Annotated in this window: 17 protein-coding genes; 11 read left to right on the forward strand and 6 right to left on the reverse strand. The window is 35.0% G+C overall.

Annotation, left to right across the window (positions count from 1 at the left end; translation table 11 throughout):
* Positions 1-41: 41 nt before the first annotated feature.
* The 7 genes from BBI01_RS06855 (at position 42) to guaA (ending at position 7,653) form a co-directional block, all read left to right on the forward strand.
* Positions 42-593 carry an NADPH-dependent FMN reductase gene (locus BBI01_RS06855; RefSeq protein WP_065393925.1) on the forward strand — a complete coding sequence of 184 codons (552 nt, stop codon included), beginning with the start codon at positions 42-44 and terminating at the stop codon, positions 591-593.
* A 270-nt stretch (positions 594-863) separates the two neighbouring features.
* Complete coding sequence (gene purM / locus BBI01_RS06860) at positions 864-1,856, forward strand: phosphoribosylformylglycinamidine cyclo-ligase (protein ID WP_065393926.1); 993 nt, start codon at positions 864-866, stop codon at positions 1,854-1,856.
* A 67-nt stretch (positions 1,857-1,923) separates the two neighbouring features.
* A complete protein-coding gene (locus BBI01_RS06865) occupies positions 1,924-2,340 on the forward strand; it encodes a hypothetical protein (protein WP_065393927.1) in 417 nt (138 codons plus the stop codon).
* 44 nt (positions 2,341-2,384) lie between these two features.
* Positions 2,385-2,948 carry a phosphoribosylglycinamide formyltransferase gene (gene purN, locus BBI01_RS06870; protein WP_065393928.1) on the forward strand — a complete coding sequence of 188 codons (564 nt, stop codon included), beginning with the start codon at positions 2,385-2,387 and terminating at the stop codon, positions 2,946-2,948.
* A gap of 170 nt (positions 2,949-3,118) precedes the next feature.
* Complete coding sequence (gene purH, locus BBI01_RS06875; protein WP_065393929.1) at positions 3,119-4,636, forward strand: bifunctional phosphoribosylaminoimidazolecarboxamide formyltransferase/IMP cyclohydrolase; 1,518 nt, start codon at positions 3,119-3,121, stop codon at positions 4,634-4,636.
* Between the two features lie 89 nt (positions 4,637-4,725).
* On the forward strand, positions 4,726-5,964 hold the full coding sequence (gene purD, locus BBI01_RS06880; RefSeq protein WP_065393930.1) for a phosphoribosylamine--glycine ligase: 1,239 nt from the start codon (positions 4,726-4,728) through the stop codon (positions 5,962-5,964).
* Positions 5,965-6,123: 159 nt separating this feature from the next.
* Positions 6,124-7,653, forward strand: coding sequence for a glutamine-hydrolyzing GMP synthase (gene guaA, locus BBI01_RS06885; RefSeq protein ID WP_065393931.1), 1,530 nt, complete (start codon positions 6,124-6,126; stop codon positions 7,651-7,653).
* A 51-nt stretch (positions 7,654-7,704) separates the two neighbouring features.
* Here the strand turns inward: guaA and BBI01_RS06890 are convergent, their stop codons facing one another.
* Positions 7,705-8,010, reverse strand: a complete 306-nt coding sequence (locus tag BBI01_RS06890) for a hypothetical protein (protein ID WP_065393932.1) — start codon at positions 8,008-8,010, stop codon at positions 7,705-7,707.
* A gap of 75 nt (positions 8,011-8,085) precedes the next feature.
* Between BBI01_RS06890 and BBI01_RS06895 the strand changes: the two genes are divergently transcribed.
* On the forward strand, positions 8,086-9,594 hold the full coding sequence (locus BBI01_RS06895; RefSeq protein WP_065393933.1) for a bifunctional GNAT family N-acetyltransferase/carbon-nitrogen hydrolase family protein: 1,509 nt from the start codon (positions 8,086-8,088) through the stop codon (positions 9,592-9,594).
* Positions 9,595-9,650: 56 nt separating this feature from the next.
* Here the strand turns inward: BBI01_RS06895 and BBI01_RS22755 are convergent, their stop codons facing one another.
* On the reverse strand, positions 9,651-9,821 hold the full coding sequence (locus BBI01_RS22755; RefSeq protein WP_165602228.1) for a hypothetical protein: 171 nt from the start codon (positions 9,819-9,821) through the stop codon (positions 9,651-9,653).
* A 450-nt stretch (positions 9,822-10,271) separates the two neighbouring features.
* On the opposite strand from BBI01_RS22755, the gene BBI01_RS06900 reads away from it, so the two are divergent.
* The 3 genes from BBI01_RS06900 (at position 10,272) to BBI01_RS06910 (ending at position 14,007) form a co-directional block, all read left to right on the forward strand.
* Entirely contained in the window at positions 10,272-11,921 is a 1,650-nt protein-coding gene (locus tag BBI01_RS06900; RefSeq protein ID WP_065393934.1) for an ABC1 kinase family protein, read from the forward strand.
* 86 nt (positions 11,922-12,007) lie between these two features.
* Positions 12,008-12,517, forward strand: a complete 510-nt coding sequence (locus BBI01_RS06905) for a hypothetical protein (protein WP_065393935.1) — start codon at positions 12,008-12,010, stop codon at positions 12,515-12,517.
* 137 nt (positions 12,518-12,654) lie between these two features.
* The gene (locus tag BBI01_RS06910; RefSeq protein ID WP_065393936.1) at positions 12,655-14,007 is read left to right on the forward strand and encodes a DEAD/DEAH box helicase; all 1,353 of its coding nucleotides are present in this window, start codon (positions 12,655-12,657) and stop codon (positions 14,005-14,007) included.
* Positions 14,008-14,066: 59 nt separating this feature from the next.
* On the opposite strand, the gene BBI01_RS06915 is transcribed toward BBI01_RS06910, so the two are convergent.
* The 4 genes from BBI01_RS06915 to BBI01_RS06930 form a co-directional block, all read right to left on the reverse strand.
* Positions 14,067-14,723, reverse strand: a complete 657-nt coding sequence (locus tag BBI01_RS06915; RefSeq protein ID WP_065393937.1) for a GDSL-type esterase/lipase family protein — start codon at positions 14,721-14,723, stop codon at positions 14,067-14,069.
* 65 nt (positions 14,724-14,788) lie between these two features.
* Complete coding sequence (locus tag BBI01_RS06920; protein ID WP_065393938.1) at positions 14,789-15,250, reverse strand: lipocalin-like domain-containing protein; 462 nt, start codon at positions 15,248-15,250, stop codon at positions 14,789-14,791.
* 282 nt (positions 15,251-15,532) lie between these two features.
* Positions 15,533-16,696: an iron-containing alcohol dehydrogenase gene (locus BBI01_RS06925; RefSeq protein ID WP_065393939.1), complete on the reverse strand. Its 1,164-nt coding sequence runs from the start codon at positions 16,694-16,696 to the stop codon at positions 15,533-15,535.
* Between the two features lie 165 nt (positions 16,697-16,861).
* Positions 16,862-17,269 carry a winged helix-turn-helix transcriptional regulator gene (locus BBI01_RS06930; RefSeq protein ID WP_065393940.1) on the reverse strand — a complete coding sequence of 136 codons (408 nt, stop codon included), beginning with the start codon at positions 17,267-17,269 and terminating at the stop codon, positions 16,862-16,864.
* Positions 17,270-17,360 lie beyond the last annotated feature (91 nt).

Raw genomic sequence — 17,360 nt, forward strand, 5'->3', positions numbered from 1 at the left:
TCATCAAAGCTAATGACGATTACTAACTAAAAAAACAACATATGAAAATTTTAGCAATAGCAGGAAGTAATTCCGAAGTTTCAATGAACAAGCAGTTGGTTGCTTATGCATCAACATTATTTGATAATGCAGAAGCAGAAGTTATCGATTTGAACCCTTTCGAAATGCCAATCTATAAGCACGAAAGAGAATTGGCGGGTGGAGTTCCTAAGGAAGCATATGATTTTGCAGCAAAAATTGATGATGCAGATGTATTATTGATTTCTTTAGGAGAGCACAATGGAACATACTCTACAGCATTCAAAAATGTGTTCGACTGGGTATCAAGGATTAAAGACAGAACTGTTTGGAATGAAGTACCAATGCTATTGATGTCTACATCTCCAGGAGGTAGAGGTGGAGCAGGAGTTTTAGAAGCTGCCTCCAAGCGCTTCCCTTTCCACGGTGGAAATGTGGTAGAGACTTACTCTCTTCCTTTCTTTAATGATAACTTTGATAAAGCTGCTCAAAAAATTTCTAACGAAGAGAAAGACAGTGAATTAAAGGAAAAAATTAAGAAGATTTCAGCTCTCGAAACAATACTTGAAAAATAGAATTTGAATATTCATTTAAAATTACTATTTTTGCAAAAAGAAAAGAGATGAAAATTCAGACCTCCTATAAACAATATTTTTCTCATAAAGGGAAAATTGTGGGCTCTGAAATTCTGAAATAAAATAACGGCCGATAATCTGAAAAGATTGTCGGCTTTTTTGTTTTCTAAATCGAATATAAAAAGTAAATTGAAATATTAAAAGATAAGAAGATCTAAGACAGTAAGCCATCTGAAATCTGAAATCTAATATCTAAAAATCTAAGCAGACATGAGCAACACTTACAAATCAGCAGGAGTAGACAAAGAAGAAGGATACAAAACGGTTGACAAGATCAAAAAAGCAGTTGGTGAAACCCACAACTCAAACGTATTGAACCATTTGGGGAGTTTTGGTGCTTTCTATGAGATCGGAGGATACAAAAATCCGGTTCTTGTTTCGGGAACAGATGGAGTAGGAACAAAGTTAAAAGTAGCTTTGGATACCAAAAAATATGGCTCTATCGGTGTAGATTGTTTTGCAATGTGTGCCAATGATATTCTTTGTCATGGTGCTAAACCTTTATTTTTCCTTGATTATTTAGCTTGTGGAAAGCTTGATTCTGAGATCGCAGCTGAGATCGTTTTAGGAATGGTAGAAGCTTGTAAGGATAACAACTGTGCATTAATCGGTGGAGAAACTGCTGAAATGCCGGGAATGTACAAGCCTGGAGATTACGATGTTGCTGGATTCTGTGTAGGAATCGTAGAAAAAGATCAGATCATTGACGGGTCCAATATCAAAGCAGGTAATAAAATTATTGCTTTACCAAGCTCAGGATTCCACTCAAACGGATTCTCTTTAGTAAGAAAAGTATTCCCGAACTTCGAAGAAGAGTTTGAAGGAAAACCATTATATGAAACCCTTTTAGTACCTACGAGATTATACTATAAAGATATTCATAGAGTATTAGAAGAAGTAAAAGTAGAAGGAATTGCTCACATTACAGGAGGTGGTCTTTACGAAAACGTTCCAAGGATTATCCCTGAAGGACTTTGTGCTTCTATCGACGGTTCTAAAATCAGAATTCCAAGCATAATGCTTGAATTGGAGAAAAGAGGTGGAGTTGCAAGAGAAGAAATGCATGGAACATTCAATATGGGTGTAGGAATGGTAATCGTTGTAGATGCTGAACATGCTGAAAAAGTATTACACCTTTTAGATGATGCTTACGAAATCGGTGAGATCACGGAAGGAGCAGAGAAAATCAATTTATCACTATAAATAACATAGTAATTTACCAGTGTACCAATTAAAATCATTGTTAGACTGATACATTGTTACATTAAAAATGAATAAATCCATCCGCTACCTGATCTTTACAATAGTACTTCTCGGAGTTGGATATTGGGGATTTTATAGCTGGAAACATAAAACATCTTTAGGAGACCTCATTACCATAGAAGCTACATTCATGCAATATGCCTGCGGAGATGAGAATGATGATGCAAAAGTTAAAAAAGTAAGTGATCCACGATATAACCTTTTATTAGGAAAAGATATCAATCCTGAAACAAAAAATAGTCTTGATCCCTTTGATTTTAAAGATTATTTTTATGATAACCGTAGCGATCAGTACTATATGACCTATAGGTTGAAAGGTCGTTTGGAAATAAATTCAAAATCAGGATGTGACGATTTTACTCCAAGGTTTTATGTAGAGGAGATAGAAAGATTGGATGGAACACATCGGGTAATAATAAAATAAATCAAACAGGAAACTGAAAACCTTGACAAGGTTACCAAATAAATATGAAGAACATTGTAGTGCTTGTATCCGGTTCAGGAACCAATCTGCAGAGAATTATTGATACCATTGAAGCTGGAGAAATCCAGAATGCAAAAGTATCTTTAGTGGTTGCTGACAGAGAATGTTTCGGATTGGAAAGAGCAGCAAATCATAACATAAAAAGCATACTGATTCCAAGAGGAAAGAATTTCAGCAGTGAATTGGCAAAAGTAATTCCACAAGATACAGACCTAATTGTATTGGCAGGATTCCTATCCATTTTAAAACCTGAATTCTGTGAAAATTGGAACGGTAAAATAATCAATATTCATCCGGCATTGCTTCCAAAATTCGGTGGAAAAGGTATGTGGGGAATGAACGTTCATAACGCAGTTATTGAAGCTAAAGAAACAGAGAGTGGAGCAACGGTACATTTTGTAACACCGGGTATTGATGAAGGAGCACCAATTCTTCAGAAATCTTTTGAAGTAACAGCAGAGGATACTCCTGAAACATTAGCCCAGAAAGTTCACCAGATTGAATATGAAATATTTCCTTTAGCCATTAATAAGGTCCTGGGAAATTAATAAATATAACAATGTACCAATTTATCAATAATGATAATTGTCATTCTGAGCATAGCGAAGAATCTCATTGTTACATTAAATAAAAAAATCTAAGTAAAATAAAAAGTAATCCGGAGGTGAAAGAACCGGATACAGTTTGAAATAACTGTGAAAAGTAAAAATTGAAAGTAATGAGTAAAAAGAGAGTTTTAATCAGTGTTTCTGACAAAAGTGGATTAATTGAATTCGCACAGTTTTTGGAAGCTCAGAATTATGAGTTAATCTCCACAGGAGGAACGTTCAAACATTTGAAAGACGCTGGTTTAAATCCTATTCAGATTGATGAGGTAACCAATTTCCCTGAAATGCTGGACGGAAGAGTGAAAACATTACACCCGAAAGTTCACGGTGGATTGTTAGCGGTTCGTAACAACGAAGAGCACATGAAAACCGTTCAGGAACACGGAATTGGTCTGATTGACATGGTGATCGTAAACCTTTATCCTTTCTTTGAAAATGTAAACAAAGACATTTCTTTACATGAGAAAGTAGAGTTTATAGATATCGGTGGACCATCAATGCTTCGTTCTGCAGCGAAAAACTTCGATTCTGTTACCGTAATCACTGATGTAGAAGATTATACAACAGTAAAACTGGAAATGGAACAAAACGGAGATACTTATATTGAGACCCGTAAAAAGCTTGCAGGAAAAGTATTCAACCTTACATCAGCTTATGATGCAGCTATTTCAAGAATGCTTTTAGATGAGGAATATCCTACTTATTTAAATGCATCTTACAAAAAAGTTTCAGATCTGAGATACGGTGAAAACCCTCACCAGACAGCAGCTTACTACGTTTCTACTTTCGAGAACGGAGCAATGAAAGATTTCGAACAGCTTGGAGGTAAAGAACTTTCTTTCAACAATCTTCGTGATATGGATCTTTGCTGGAAAGTAGTGAATGAATTCAAAGATGAAATGGCTTGTTGTGCAGTAAAGCACTCTACACCTTGTGGAGTTGCAATCGGTACATCAGGATTAGAAACATACCAGAAAACTTTCGAATGTGATCCGGTTTCTATCTTTGGCGGAATTGTTGCTATGAACTATAAGATCGATGCCGCTACAGCAGAGGAATTAAACAAAACATTCCTTGAAATTGTAATGGCTCCTGATTTTGACGAAGAAGCTCTTGAAGTTTTAAGAAAAAAGAAAAACCTTAGAATCATCAAAATCGTAAACCCTGTTTCTGATAAGCAGACTTGGGTGAAAGTAGACGGTGGTATCCTGGTTCAGGATAATGACTTACATTTCTCTGATGACATCAAAGTAGTGACTGAAACTCAGCCTACAGAAGAACAGAAGAAAGCATTGCTTTTCTCTCAGAGAGTCGTAAAATATGTGAAATCTAACGCTATTGTTGTTTCCAACGGAATCCAGGCTTTCGGAATCGGAGGCGGACAGGTAAACAGAATCTGGGCTACCCAACAGGCGATTGAAAGAGCAAAAGAAAAATTCACAGGAGATTTAGTATTGGCATCGGATGCATTTTTTCCTTTCCGTGATGTGGTAGATTACTGCGCTCAGGAAGGTATCAAAGCGATCATTCAGCCAGGTGGAAGTGTAAAAGATCAGGACAGCATTGAAGCTGCTAATGAGCACAAAATCCCAATGATGTTTACTGGGGTTAGACACTTTTTCCACTAATTAAAATAGAATTAAAAAATAATTGAGGATTGTATTTTTAGCATCCAAAATTATATATTTGTAGAATAAGACTAGATAATAAATAAAGTATGAGAATATTAATCATAGGTGAAGGCGGTAGAGAATCTGCTCTAGCAGCAAAGCTTCAGAATGACCCGAGAATTTCTAAAATGTTTTTTGCTAACGGGAATGCTACTACCGATGTAATAGGGAAAAATGTTCATTTATCCGAAATCAAAGAACTTAGAGATTTCGCTATTAAAGAAAAGGTTGATCTTACAATCGTTGGACCTGAAGCTCCATTGGTAGCTGGGATCAAAGATGAGTTCAAGAAGCATGATCTGAAGGTTTTCGGACCTACTCAGAAAGTAGCGAGTCTTGAAGGAAGTAAAGCTTTTTCTAAGAAATTTATGCAGACCTATGATATCAAAACAGCTAAAGCTGTAGTGTTTGATTCATACAACGAAGCTAAAGAATATATCCAGACACAGCAATATCCTCTTGTTATCAAAGCAAGTGGTCTGGCAGGTGGAAAAGGAGTTGTTATTTGTGACAACCTTGAGGAAGCTGAAGCTACAATCCACGACTTCATGATCAGAAGAATCTATGGAGACGCAGGAATCCGTTTAGTAATCGAGGAATATTTACAAGGATTTGAAGCATCTATCATCGCTTTTTCAAACGGTGAAAAACTATTCCCTTGTATCGCTGCAAAAGATTATAAGAAAGCTGGAAATGGTGATTCAGGACCAAATACAGGAGGTATGGGTTCGGTGGCACCAAGCCCGGAATTCACTCAGGAACATTATGCTGATTTTGAACAAAATATTTTAGAGCCTACTATTAAAGGTCTTAAAGCAGAAGGTTTCAGTTTCAAAGGAATCATTTTCTTCGGATTAATGGTAACTAAGAATGGAGCTTATCTTCTTGAGTACAACATGAGATTCGGAGATCCTGAAACTCAGGTATTGATGGCTCTTATGGAAAACAATCTTCTTGATGTGATCCAGGACTGTATGGAAGGAAAAGATATTGAGCTTAAGTTTAAAGACGAAAAAGCAGTTTGTCTTGTAATGTGTTCAGGAGGGTATCCAAGAAACATCGAAACAGGTTTCGAAATCACAGGAGAAGACAAAGTAAAACACAGTAAACTGTTATATGCAGGCGCTATCAGAAAAGGAGACAAAGTAGTTTCCAATGGTGGTAGAGTATTGAATATCGTAGCTACAGGAGCTACTTTCGATGATGCTCGCAAGAAAGTTTACGAAGACGCAAGTCATGTACATTTCGATTACGGCTTCTTTAGAGAAGACATCGGAAAGTTTTAATAAATCACGAAAAAAGATTTGGAGCCATTCCAAGTCTTTTTTTGTAAAACAGTTAATATTAGAAATAAGAGTTCAGATGCTAGATTCCAAACTTCAGACCCAAAATCTGAAATTTAATGTCTGAAATCTGACATCTTTCAAACAAATCAATTATCAAAAATGAACAACGGTATTATTATTTTAGATTTCGGCTCCCAGTACAACCAGCTTATCGGAAGAAGAATCCGTGAGATGGGTGTGTACTCTGAAATCTTACCTTTCAATACACCTTTACAAGATATTATAGCAAAACAACCAAAAGGAATCATTCTTTCAGGAGGACCAAGCTCTGTGAATGCAGAAAATGCTCACCTCGTTGAAAAAGAATTATATGAGCAGGGAGTTCCTGTGTTGGGAATTTGCTATGGAATGCAGATGACCGCTCACCTTTTAGGAGGAAAAGTAAACAAAGGAGAAAAAGGAGAGTACGGAAAAGCTAATCTTGAGATCGTTAAAGAAAGCTCTTTATTAAAAGGAGTGACTCAAAACTCTGTAGTTTGGATGAGCCACTTTGACGAAGTAGGAGAACTGCCTGAAGGTTTTGAATTAAATGCAAAATCAGGAGTAATTGCTTCTATTTCAAATGAAGACAAAAAAATCTTCTGTGTACAGTTTCACCCGGAAGTTTCTCATACTGAAGAAGGAGCTAAAATGCTTGAAAACTTCGTATTCGGAATCTGTAACTCGGAGAAAAACTGGAAGCTGACAAACTATATTGAAAAAACAGTTGAAGAAATTCGTGAGAAAGTAGGAGACAACAAAGTAATCCTTGGTCTTTCAGGAGGTGTTGACTCATCTGTAGCAGCTGTTTTGATTCATAAAGCAATCGGTGATCAGTTAACTTGTATCTTCGTAGATACTGGATTATTGAGAAAGGATGAAGGGAAAAAAGTAATGGATCAGTATGGAGAGCACTTCCATATGAACATTAAAATGGTAGATGCTAAAGAAAGATTCCTTTCAAAATTAGCTGGAGTAGACGATCCGGAAGCTAAAAGAAAAATTATTGGAAACGAATTTATCCACGTATTTGATGAAGAGTCTCACAAAATTGAAGGTGCTAAATTCTTAGCTCAGGGTACAATTTATCCAGATGTTATCGAAAGCCAGTCTGTAAACGGACCATCTGCAGTGATCAAGTCTCACCACAACGTTGGAGGGCTTCCTGAAGATATGGAATTCGAATTATTAGAGCCATTAAGAGAGCTTTTCAAAGACGAAGTAAGAAGAGTAGGAGAAGAACTAGGAATTCCTCACCACTTGGTATACAGACACCCTTTCCCAGGACCTGGATTAGGAATCAGAGTATTGGGAGCTGTAGATGCTGAAAAAGTAAGAATCCTTCAGGAAGCTGACGATATCTTCATCGAAGAACTGTACAAAAATGATCTTTATGAAAAAGTATCTCAGGCATTCGTAGTATTACTTCCTGTAAAATCTGTAGGAGTAATGGGAGACGAAAGAACTTACGAATACACAGCAGTAGTTCGTTCAGCTAATACAATCGATTTCATGACAGCAACATGGAGCAGACTTCCTTACGAGTTCCTTGATACTGTTTCAAGCAGAATCATCAACGAAGTAAGAGGAATCAACAGAGTAGCTTACGATATTTCAAGCAAACCACCTGCAACAATTGAGTGGGAATAATTTCAACTTGAATTTTTAAATATAAATCCTACCCATTTTGGGTGGGATTTTTTATGGAAATATAAAGTCTGAGAAAATTTTAGAATAATCTTCACTGAAAAAGAATATCCTGCTTATACCGTCGTATCTTGTAGTGACAAATTTAATATTTTCATGAGATTGTTCTTTTATTTTACAAAAATCATCGTGAATTTGTTGGGTTAATTTTTTAATATCCTCCTTTTTAGCTATTGCATTTCGGAATCTATACAGGCTAATTAAATCATCAATTAACAATGGACGACCAGTAAACGAAATTGTAAAACTGTTCATTTTAATATCGTACTCTTTAATTTTCTGATAAATTAAGTTCTCCATATTTAATATTCTGTTTTAAGTATGGTTATTTATTAGTTACAAAATTTTCACTAAATTTAAGTAAAATTACATCAGATGCAAATAGAAACAAGACCACTGACTGTTCAGGATTATGATGAGTTGGCACAAACAATGAAGAGAGCTTATCCTCAAATGTCAGAATCAATATGGTCAAAAAAAAGTATTGAAAAATTAACAAGAATATTTCCTAACGGACAGATCTGCATTACGGTAGACGGAAAATTAGCGGCGGTAGCACTTTCCATTATTGTTAATTATGAAGAATTTGGAGATGATCATACTTACAGTGATATTACAGGAAATTATACCTTCAATACCCATTCATCTACAGGTAATGTTTTATACGGAATAGAAGTCTTTGTAGACCCTGAATTTCGTGAATTACGCCTTGGAAGAAGACTTTATGATGCAAGGAAAGAACTTTGTGAGCAGCTAAACTTAAAGTCTATTGTCCTTGGAGGAAGAATCCCGAATTATCACAAATACAGTCATGAGTTTTCTCCCAGAGAATATATAAGAAAAGTAAGAGATAAAGAAATTTATGACCCTGTTTTGTCATTTCAGCTTTCCAATAACTTTCTTCCAATCAGAGTATTGAGAAAGTATCTTCCCGAAGACGAAGCATCCAGAGAAAATGCCGTTCTTTTACAATGGAACAACATCTATTATAGCAAACGCCCTAATACGATGCAGGATAGTATTATCCGTCTGGGACTGGTGCAGTGGCAGATGAGGCATTTTAGAGATATAGACGCCTTTTATGAGCAGGTAGAATTTTTTGTGAATGTAATGGGAGATTACAAGTCAGATTTTGTATTGTTCCCTGAGCTTTTCAACACACCTTTGCTGGCTCCCTTCAATAGCCTTTCAGAGAGAGACAGTATGATAGAGCTTGCTAAACTTACTGAAGATATTAAAAAGAAAATTTCTGAGCTTGCGATCAGTTATAATGTCAACATCATTTCCGGAAGTATGCCTGTCTTTGACCATGATACGAATGATTTGTACAATGTCAGCTACCTTCTTCACCGAGACGGACGTATGGATGAATACAGAAAAATCCATATTACGCCAAACGAAAAACGTTATTACGGAATGAAAGGAGGTAATGAAATAAAAGTTTTCGATACAGATTGTGGTAAAATCGGACTCGTTATATGCTACGACGTTGAATTCCCGGAATTACCAAGGATTTTGGCAGACCAAGGCATGAAAATCCTGTTTGTTCCTTATCTTACCGATACTCAGAATGCTTATATGAGAGTACGCCACTGTGCCGCAGCAAGAGCCATAGAAAATGAATGTTATGTGGCAATTGCAGGCTGTGTGGGGAATCTTCCAAAGGTAAATAATATGGATATTCAGTTTGGGCAGGCTGCCGTATTCACCCCTTCAGATTTTGCTTTTCCATCCAATGCAGTGAAAGGAGAAGCGACTCCTAATACGGAAATGACTTTGATTGTAGATGTAGACTTGAATTTGCTGAAAGATCTCCATCATAACGGCTCCGTTCAGGTAATGAAAGACCGTCGTAAAGACCTTTATGAAACCTATCTTAAATAACAAAACAGAATGCGAAAGCATTCTGTTTTTATTTTACCTAAAATCTAATGAGTATCTTATAAATACTGTGGGCAAACTACCGCAGGACAAATCATTCCCGGACATTTTGGAAGTCCGTCAGTAGGGCAGCACTGACGTGAGCATTTACCATCACCGATGATAATTCCGCTTCCTGAAACGTTTTTTAATTGCTCTCTTGAAAGTTTGCTGTTACGTAAATTTTTCATGTTGTAATACTTTTATTGGTTTGTTTTAATGTTTGTACTTTGTAAATATAGAAAATATTATTATACGTAACATTGTTTTTTCATTATGCTTGAAAATAATAGGTTAAAACATTGATTATGTGGTGATATTTTTAATCTCTGTATGGTGATTTTGTGTTTGATTTTTTATAAAACAAGCTAAATTCAAGGTGGAATTTTTCACTAAAAACAAATGTATAGTTAGTGATTTAAAGGTGAAATAAATAAAAACTATAAAAATAATTCTGTATTTTATTTCTTTTTTAGAAAATTCTATGGCGAGATAAAAAGTGATAGTAGGTCTAAAAGTAACTTCCAATCTCTAGCTTCCGACTTCTATCCCCGTATCCCTAAATTTCTGACTTCAAATTTAGACGAAAATAGCATTAGGAACAGTTTTTGGAGTAAATTGCATCTATCTATTGATACACTATGTTTGATAAGCAACAAAGAAAACTGAAAAGATCCGCAAGACTGATTTCCGTATTAAGCAAATATGGCTTTAAAGACCTTTTAGCAAGGATGAATGGAGGAAATAAGCAGGAAGAAACCTCTGTCAATTCGGATGAAATTATTTCAAAAGGAACAGTTTATGAAAGAATAAGGCTTGCTTTGGAAGAGCTTGGACCTACTTTTGTGAAATTGGGACAAACATTCAGTAACAGGGAAGATCTTTTACCACCGGAACTTATTCAGGAGTTGCAAAAATTGCAGGATAAAGTAGAAACGGTAGACATGGATGTACATGAGGCACTGGAAAGCGAATTCAATATTTCTGTGAAAGATCACTTTATTGAAATTCAAAAAGAACCTTTAGCTACCGCTTCTATTGCTCAGGTGTACAGAGCGGTTTTGCTGGATGGAAGTCCGGTTATTTTAAAGCTAAGAAAACCTGATGTTCAATCTGTCATTGAAGATGATCTATTGCTAATAAAAGACATTGAAAAATTAATATCAGCTTATTCAGAAATAGGAGAAAAACTTAATCTGAAGCAGGCGATTTCTACATTTGAAAGATCATTGCTGGAAGAAGTTTCTCTTACCAATGAAAGAAATAATATTCAACAATTCCGTTTAAACTTTAAAAATAATAAAGAAACCTATGTTCCTAAAGTATATGAAGAATTTTCCAACAATAATATTCTTTGTATGGAATTCATTGATGGGATCAAGGTAACCGATAAATCTGTTCTTCTGGCAAACGATATTGATCCCGTAAAGGTTTCTGAAGCTGGATTAAGACTTTTTGTATCCCAAATTTTAGATTATGGATTTTTCCATGCCGATCCGCATGCCGGAAATATTTTAGTGAAAAAAGATGGGAGAATTGTTTTCATTGATTTTGGTGCTGTAGGGAAAATTCAACCGAATGATAAAGAGATTCTTGAAAATCTTATTGTAAGCTTCGTGGCAAAAAATCCACATAAAATTGTTCGCTATCTTAAAAAAATGGCAATAAGCTATGAGATTCCTGATGAGAGAAGATTTGAAAATGATGTGGAAGATATTCTGAATTTTGTACATAGTTCTTCATTACAGGATATTAATGTTCAGGTTATTATCAATAAAATGAAAGATATTTTAAAGGATAACAGACTTTATATGCCAGACTATTTTTATCTTTTATTCAAAGGGATCAGTCTGATAGAAGGAGTGGGAAGAAACATTAATCCTGATCTTGATATTGTAAAAAGTCTCCATCCTTACACAAAGAAAATTTTCACCAAAAAAATCAGCCCAAAAAATATTTTAAAAACGGGAATGGATCGTATGATGAATTTTACAGATAATGTAGATGAAATTCCTAAAGAACTTCGATCTGTTCTTCAAAAGCTTGATGAAAATAAGTTCACCGTTTCCAGTGAAATTAAAAATATAGAAAAGACCAATCAGCTGATAAAATCCAGTGTTATCAATCTGATTTTGGCAATGATTCTGGGAGCTAATATTGTTGCAACTGCTATCGTTTTTGTTTCTGAATCAGGACCGAGAATAGGAGAGTTGTCACTGGTAGCTGTTTTGGGATTTGTATTTTCAATAATTTTAATAATAATACTTCTGTTGAGAGTGGCAAGAAAATAATAAATTTGCGGTTGTGAAATTCCTGTTTTTACACCTAATATCACGCATCCCGAACCTCGCATCTCATACCCTTAAAAAATTAAACAATGAAAAAACTAATAATAACCATAGTTACTCTTTGTTGCTCTTTTTGTATGGCACAGGAGAAAATCGAAGAAAAACTTGAGGGAGACTTTGATGGAAACGGAACTAAAGAATATATTTACGTTAAAGTAGCCGATTGCACAGATGAATGTGACGGAACATGTGAAACTACCATTTATTTCAGTGATAAAAATATAAAGCCGTTTGTTATTTCACCCGCTAAAGGAGGTGCTTTGTATAATCTTGGGGATCTTAATAATGATGGTAAGGATGATGTCGGTTTTTATCCCAATTGGTGTACGAGCTGCTGGCATCCTTTTTATGTTTATACTTTAAGTAAAACAGGGTGGAAACCTATGGTTGATCCTATTTCAACGCATTGTAATCAATGGGAAGAAGATAAATTTCCGATCAAAAAAGATCCTAAAAAGAAAGGGAATGTCATTATTACAACAAGTGAATGGAAAGATGATGACATTCGGGTAACGAGTAAAAGTGTAAAAGTTAATTAATTGTTTAAGGTTCAATATTTACAGGTTAAGTTGTTTTACTAAGGTTTCGTATCTTTATTCTGCTTGCTGAATATCTCTTTTTTACCATTGTAAAAACCTGATTTCAGTTTCTACATATTAATACTTATCTTTGCAAAATGGAAAAACTCACTTTTGCAGATTTTGACCTGCCGGTTAAAATTCTTGATGTTTTAGCGGATTTAGAATTATTTGAACCTACACCTATTCAGGAGAAGAGTTTAAAGCCTATTCTTTCCGGAAGAGACGTAATGGGAATTGCACAGACCGGAACAGGAAAAACGCTGGCTTATCTTTTACCCGTTCTGAAAACATGGAAATACAGTAAAACAGGAAATCCTACTGTTTTGGTACTTGTTCCTACAAGAGAATTAGTAGTACAGGTAACGGAAATCCTTGAAAAACTGACAGAAAACATTACAGCAAGAGTAATCGGAATATATGGTGGAAAAAACATCAATACTCAGAAACTTTTATTCAACAATGGTTGTGATATTCTGGTAGGGACGCCAGGTAGAGTGATGGACCTTTCCATAGATAATGCTATTTCCCTTAAGGAAGTACAAAAGCTGATCATTGATGAGTTTGATGAAATGCTTAACCTTGGTTTCAGACCACAATTGACTCACATTTTTGAAATGATGAAAGAGAAGAGACAAAACATTCTTTTCTCTGCAACAATGACAGAAGCTGTGGACGGAATGTTGGATGAGTATTTTGCAAGCCCGGTAGAAATTTCATTAGCAAAATCAGGAACACCACTTGAGAAAATTGAACAGACTGCATATAAAGTTGAAAACTTCAATACAAAGATCAATTTACTTGAAGACTTGTTGAAGAAAGATACAGATATGTCTAAAGTGTTGATTTTTAATAATAATAAAAAACACGCAGATCTTTTATTTACCAAAATTGATGAGCTTTTCCCAGAACAATTTGATGTGATTCACTCAAACAAGTCTCAGAACTACAGGCTTAAAGCGATGAAAAGCTTTGAAAATGAAGAAATCAGAGGTTTGATCACAACAGATGTAATGGCAAGAGGTCTGGATATTTCTAATATTACTCACGTTATCAACTTTGAAACACCAGATATTCCGGAACAATATATCCACAGAATCGGTAGAACCGGTAGAGCAGATAAAGAAGGGAAGGCGATAACTTTTGTAACCAAGAAAGAAGAACCTTTAATTCTTGATATTGAGCTATTGATGGATAAAGAATTAAAGTTTATTGATTTCCCTGAAGGAGTAAAAATAAACCCTAATAAAATTGCTTCCGAGAAAGATGAGGTAGTGATGAAAAACCCGGCACAGGTAAAACTGAATGAGGGTGGAGGAGCTTTCCATGAGAAAAAGGCTAAAAATACAAAAGAAAACTGGGGTGGTCCATCGAAAAGAAAGGCACCTAAGAAATTTGGAGCCAACAGAGCACAACAAAAAGCAATCTCTAAATCGAAGAGAAAAAAATAATAAAAAAACGATTCCAGATACTGGAATCGTTTTTCTTTATCAATTGATGAATATATTTCTTATTTCATATAAGGAGTCATCACCTTCGTCCATATTTGGTAACCTTCCGGTTTAAAGTGAAGCATATCTTCCACAAAAATATCCTTTCTTACATTTCCGTTAGCATCCTGCATTGCTTTCGTAACATCAATGAATTCAGCATTTGGTTCTTTTTCCATGAAAGCAGCGATCTTTTTGTTGGCTTCTTTCATTTGAGGCCAGATCACCTCTCTGCTTGGAGAATATTTGATAGAAATATAATCTACTTCTATATTTGGAAATCTTTCACGGATCTTTTTATAAAAGCTTTTGAATCTGTTAACCACTACTTTTGCTTTCAGTTTGTGATTATCTGCAAAATCATTTTCCCCACAATAAATAATGATTTGTTTAGGCTGATAAGGTAATAATAGATCATCCGCAAAATCGTTAAGGTCTGTAAGTCTTGATCCTCCAAAACCTCTGTTGATGATGGTTTTAGTTGGGAAATAGTCTGCTACATCCGTCCATTTGGTAAATGATGAACTTCCTAAGAACAGAATAGCATCTTTAGGCGGCGGGTTTTGTTGATCTTCCTTTTTGAAGTTTTGAATGTCCTGCCAGAACATCGGTTTTTTTTCCTGAGAAAAGGCAATGGTAAAACACAGCAATAGAAATGCTGATAGAATCTTCTTCATTATTTTCAGATTTAAATTTGAGATAAAAGTAATAAAAAACTCCCGATCAGCGGGAGTTTTAGATTTTATCTTTTATAAGTAACATAAGTAACATCCGGAATCTTATCTCCGTCCTTATCATAGCTTCCAAAAAGTTCAGCTACTCTAAGGTCTTTACTTGTTAAAATATCAATTCTGTAGTTTTGAGGATCTTCATCAGCAACTTTAAATCCTAGGATTTTGGTTTCCTGGTCGTAAGTGTATGATCCTGTAGTCTTTTGAGAAACTTGGCAATCCATACCGGTTCCTATATAAGCTGTATAGCTCATTGTAAAGTCTGTTTTGAAGAAAAGTGTGTTTTTGGCTTCACATCCCGTGATAATTTCAGTATCAAGCACTGTTTTATTGTCTTTTCCTGAGATTACTTCCCTTTTTACTAGCTTCCAATCTCCCTTCATCATATCCATTTCATAGGCTTGAAGGTCATCATCTTTACAAGAAGTAAGTGCCAGGGCAGAAAAGGCAAATAAAAGTAGCTGTTTTTTCATTTTCACAAATTTTAAGAATATGCTAAAATATAAATAAATTTGAAATATATGTAATGAAATCATGAAATTTTAAACAAATGTTTGTGAATAAAATGATTTGATAGTAAAGAATTGAGAAATGATTAGAGTTGAAAATGATTTTGACAGAGTTATTCCATATACACTCTTACTTCCACTCATAATCAAAAAAAGCGGACCTCAGCCCGCTTTACATATTTTTATAAAAATAATTCAATCCTAAAGTAGTTGCTTTTATAGACATTCAACTTTAAGCATTGAATTTTAATAGCTCATCTCCACAATCTTCGATGCATCCTGAGGAGTCAGTTTTCTGTATTCACCAAGTCCCATCCAGTTTCTGTCAGTAAAGGCTTTTTCTACTCTTTCAGCAGTTCCTTTATAGTCTTCCGTATATTCGGAAAGTTTGGTTTTGATGTGAAGGCTATGGAAGAATTCTTCCAGTTTTTTGATTCCAAGTTCTGCTTTTTCTTCTAAAGTACCATCTTTGATTCCCCAAACTCTTTCAGCGTATTGAGCTAATTTTCCTTTTTTATCTTCAAAGTTATAACGATAGTGAGAAGGAGCAATAATAGCTAATGTTCTTGCATGATCAATACCGAAATAAGCAGTCAGTTCATGACCCATTGCATGTACAGCCCAGTCAGTAATTACACCTTTCTGGATCAGCCCATTTAATGCCATTGTGCAGCACCACATAAAGTTTCCGGCAGCATCATAGTTGAAATCATCAGCCAATACTTTTGGAGCCGTTTCCTGAAGACTGATTAAGATACTTTCAGCAATTCTTTCCTGAAGATCAGCAGAAGAAGGAGCCGTCATATATTGTTCCAAAACGTGAGTATAAGCATCGGTAAGCCCGTTCACAATCTGGTTTTTAGGAATAGATCTGATCACTTCAGGGTCTAATACAGAAAATTGTGGGAAAAGCCCGGGACCTCCTGAAGATAGTTTTTCATTGGTTTCTCTTCTCGAAATTACATATCCTGAATTCATTTCAGAACCCGTTGCAGGAAGCGTTAAAATACTTCCGAAAGGCATTCCTTCACCTTCAAAAGTTCTTACCTGTTTTCTTAAGATATCCCAAGGTTCTCCATCATAATTTGCCGCAGCAGAGATGAATTTAGTTCCGTCAATTACAGAACCTCCACCTACAGCAAGAAGGTAAGTGATTCCGTTTTCTTTGATAAAACTCACTGCTTTGATCAATACCTCGTACTCAGGATTGGCTGGAACACCGCCAAACTCATACAGCTCATGATCTTTCAAAGCTTCTTTTACCTGGTCATAAACACCATTATTTTTGATACTTCCACCACCATAGATCATTAATATTTTAGCATCCTTAGGAATTTCATTGGAGATTTTAGCGATTTCGCCTTTTCCAAAAAGTATTTTAGTTGGATTTTTAAACTCGAAATTAAGCATTGTTCTAAATTTATTTGAATCAAATTTACGGAATGAAAAGGGAATATTGAGTTAATGAAATTTTAAAATTACTATTATTAAATTTAATGAAAGCTATCATGTAATAGTTACCATAAAAATTAAAGAACTTTTAAACTTCCACAAGTTTGTTATCTCGGTTTTAGACTAAATATTCTCAGCAAGATAAGCTTTAGCTCTTTTGATGAAATCTTCTTTATCCTTTTTAATTTCCTCCAGCAGTTTTTTCCTTTCATCAGGAATCATAAGGTATTTATCTCCCCATAGATTAATTTCAACAATCACAGGAATCAGATCAATACCTTTCTGAGTCAGGAAATACAATATTTTCAACTTATTATCCGGATGATCCTTCTTACCGATGATTTCATTATCCATTAAATTCTGAAGCTTTGTAGCAAGAATATTAGTCGCTATTTTTTCTCCTCCTTTCAGAAAATCTCCATAGGTGCATTCTTTTTTAAGCATTAGGTCACGGATGATAAGCAACGACCATTTATCACCCCATATTTCCAGTGAACAGCTGATAGGACAGTCTGATCTTTTTTTACTCATTGTTTTAATTTAAAAATATTACTTGCAAAATAAAAGTGTTTGTTTTAATTTTGCTTTTGTTTTGCAAGTAAATTTAATCATAAATAATTAA

Origin of the sequence: Chryseobacterium artocarpi, assembly GCF_001684975.1 — a bacterium.
Taxonomy (GTDB): Bacteria; Bacteroidota; Bacteroidia; order Flavobacteriales; family Weeksellaceae; genus Chryseobacterium; species Chryseobacterium artocarpi.

What these genes read in the sequence shown, in the direction of transcription:
- BBI01_RS06905 (WP_065393935.1), top strand. Translation starts at nt 12,008, where the DNA reads ATGAAAAAACTAATAATAACCATAGTTACTCTTTGTTGCTCTTTTTGT.
- BBI01_RS06855 (WP_065393925.1), top strand. Translation starts at nt 42, where the DNA reads ATGAAAATTTTAGCAATAGCAGGAAGTAATTCCGAAGTTTCAATGAAC.
- purD (WP_065393930.1), top strand. Translation starts at nt 4,726, where the DNA reads ATGAGAATATTAATCATAGGTGAAGGCGGTAGAGAATCTGCTCTAGCA.
- BBI01_RS06915 (WP_065393937.1), bottom strand. Translation starts at nt 14,723, where the DNA reads ATGAAGAAGATTCTATCAGCATTTCTATTGCTGTGTTTTACCATTGCC.
- BBI01_RS06890 (WP_065393932.1), bottom strand. Translation starts at nt 8,010, where the DNA reads ATGGAGAACTTAATTTATCAGAAAATTAAAGAGTACGATATTAAAATG.
- purH (WP_065393929.1), top strand. Translation starts at nt 3,119, where the DNA reads ATGAGTAAAAAGAGAGTTTTAATCAGTGTTTCTGACAAAAGTGGATTA.
- BBI01_RS06920 (WP_065393938.1), bottom strand. Translation starts at nt 15,250, where the DNA reads ATGAAAAAACAGCTACTTTTATTTGCCTTTTCTGCCCTGGCACTTACT.
- BBI01_RS06930 (WP_065393940.1), bottom strand. Translation starts at nt 17,269, where the DNA reads ATGAGTAAAAAAAGATCAGACTGTCCTATCAGCTGTTCACTGGAAATA.
- BBI01_RS06865 (WP_065393927.1), top strand. Translation starts at nt 1,924, where the DNA reads ATGAATAAATCCATCCGCTACCTGATCTTTACAATAGTACTTCTCGGA.
- purN (WP_065393928.1), top strand. Translation starts at nt 2,385, where the DNA reads ATGAAGAACATTGTAGTGCTTGTATCCGGTTCAGGAACCAATCTGCAG.
- BBI01_RS06925 (WP_065393939.1), bottom strand. Translation starts at nt 16,696, where the DNA reads ATGCTTAATTTCGAGTTTAAAAATCCAACTAAAATACTTTTTGGAAAA.
- BBI01_RS06895 (WP_065393933.1), top strand. Translation starts at nt 8,086, where the DNA reads ATGCAAATAGAAACAAGACCACTGACTGTTCAGGATTATGATGAGTTG.
- BBI01_RS06910 (WP_065393936.1), top strand. Translation starts at nt 12,655, where the DNA reads ATGGAAAAACTCACTTTTGCAGATTTTGACCTGCCGGTTAAAATTCTT.
- BBI01_RS22755 (WP_165602228.1), bottom strand. Translation starts at nt 9,821, where the DNA reads ATGAAAAATTTACGTAACAGCAAACTTTCAAGAGAGCAATTAAAAAAC.
- guaA (WP_065393931.1), top strand. Translation starts at nt 6,124, where the DNA reads ATGAACAACGGTATTATTATTTTAGATTTCGGCTCCCAGTACAACCAG.
- BBI01_RS06900 (WP_065393934.1), top strand. Translation starts at nt 10,272, where the DNA reads ATGTTTGATAAGCAACAAAGAAAACTGAAAAGATCCGCAAGACTGATT.
- purM (WP_065393926.1), top strand. Translation starts at nt 864, where the DNA reads ATGAGCAACACTTACAAATCAGCAGGAGTAGACAAAGAAGAAGGATAC.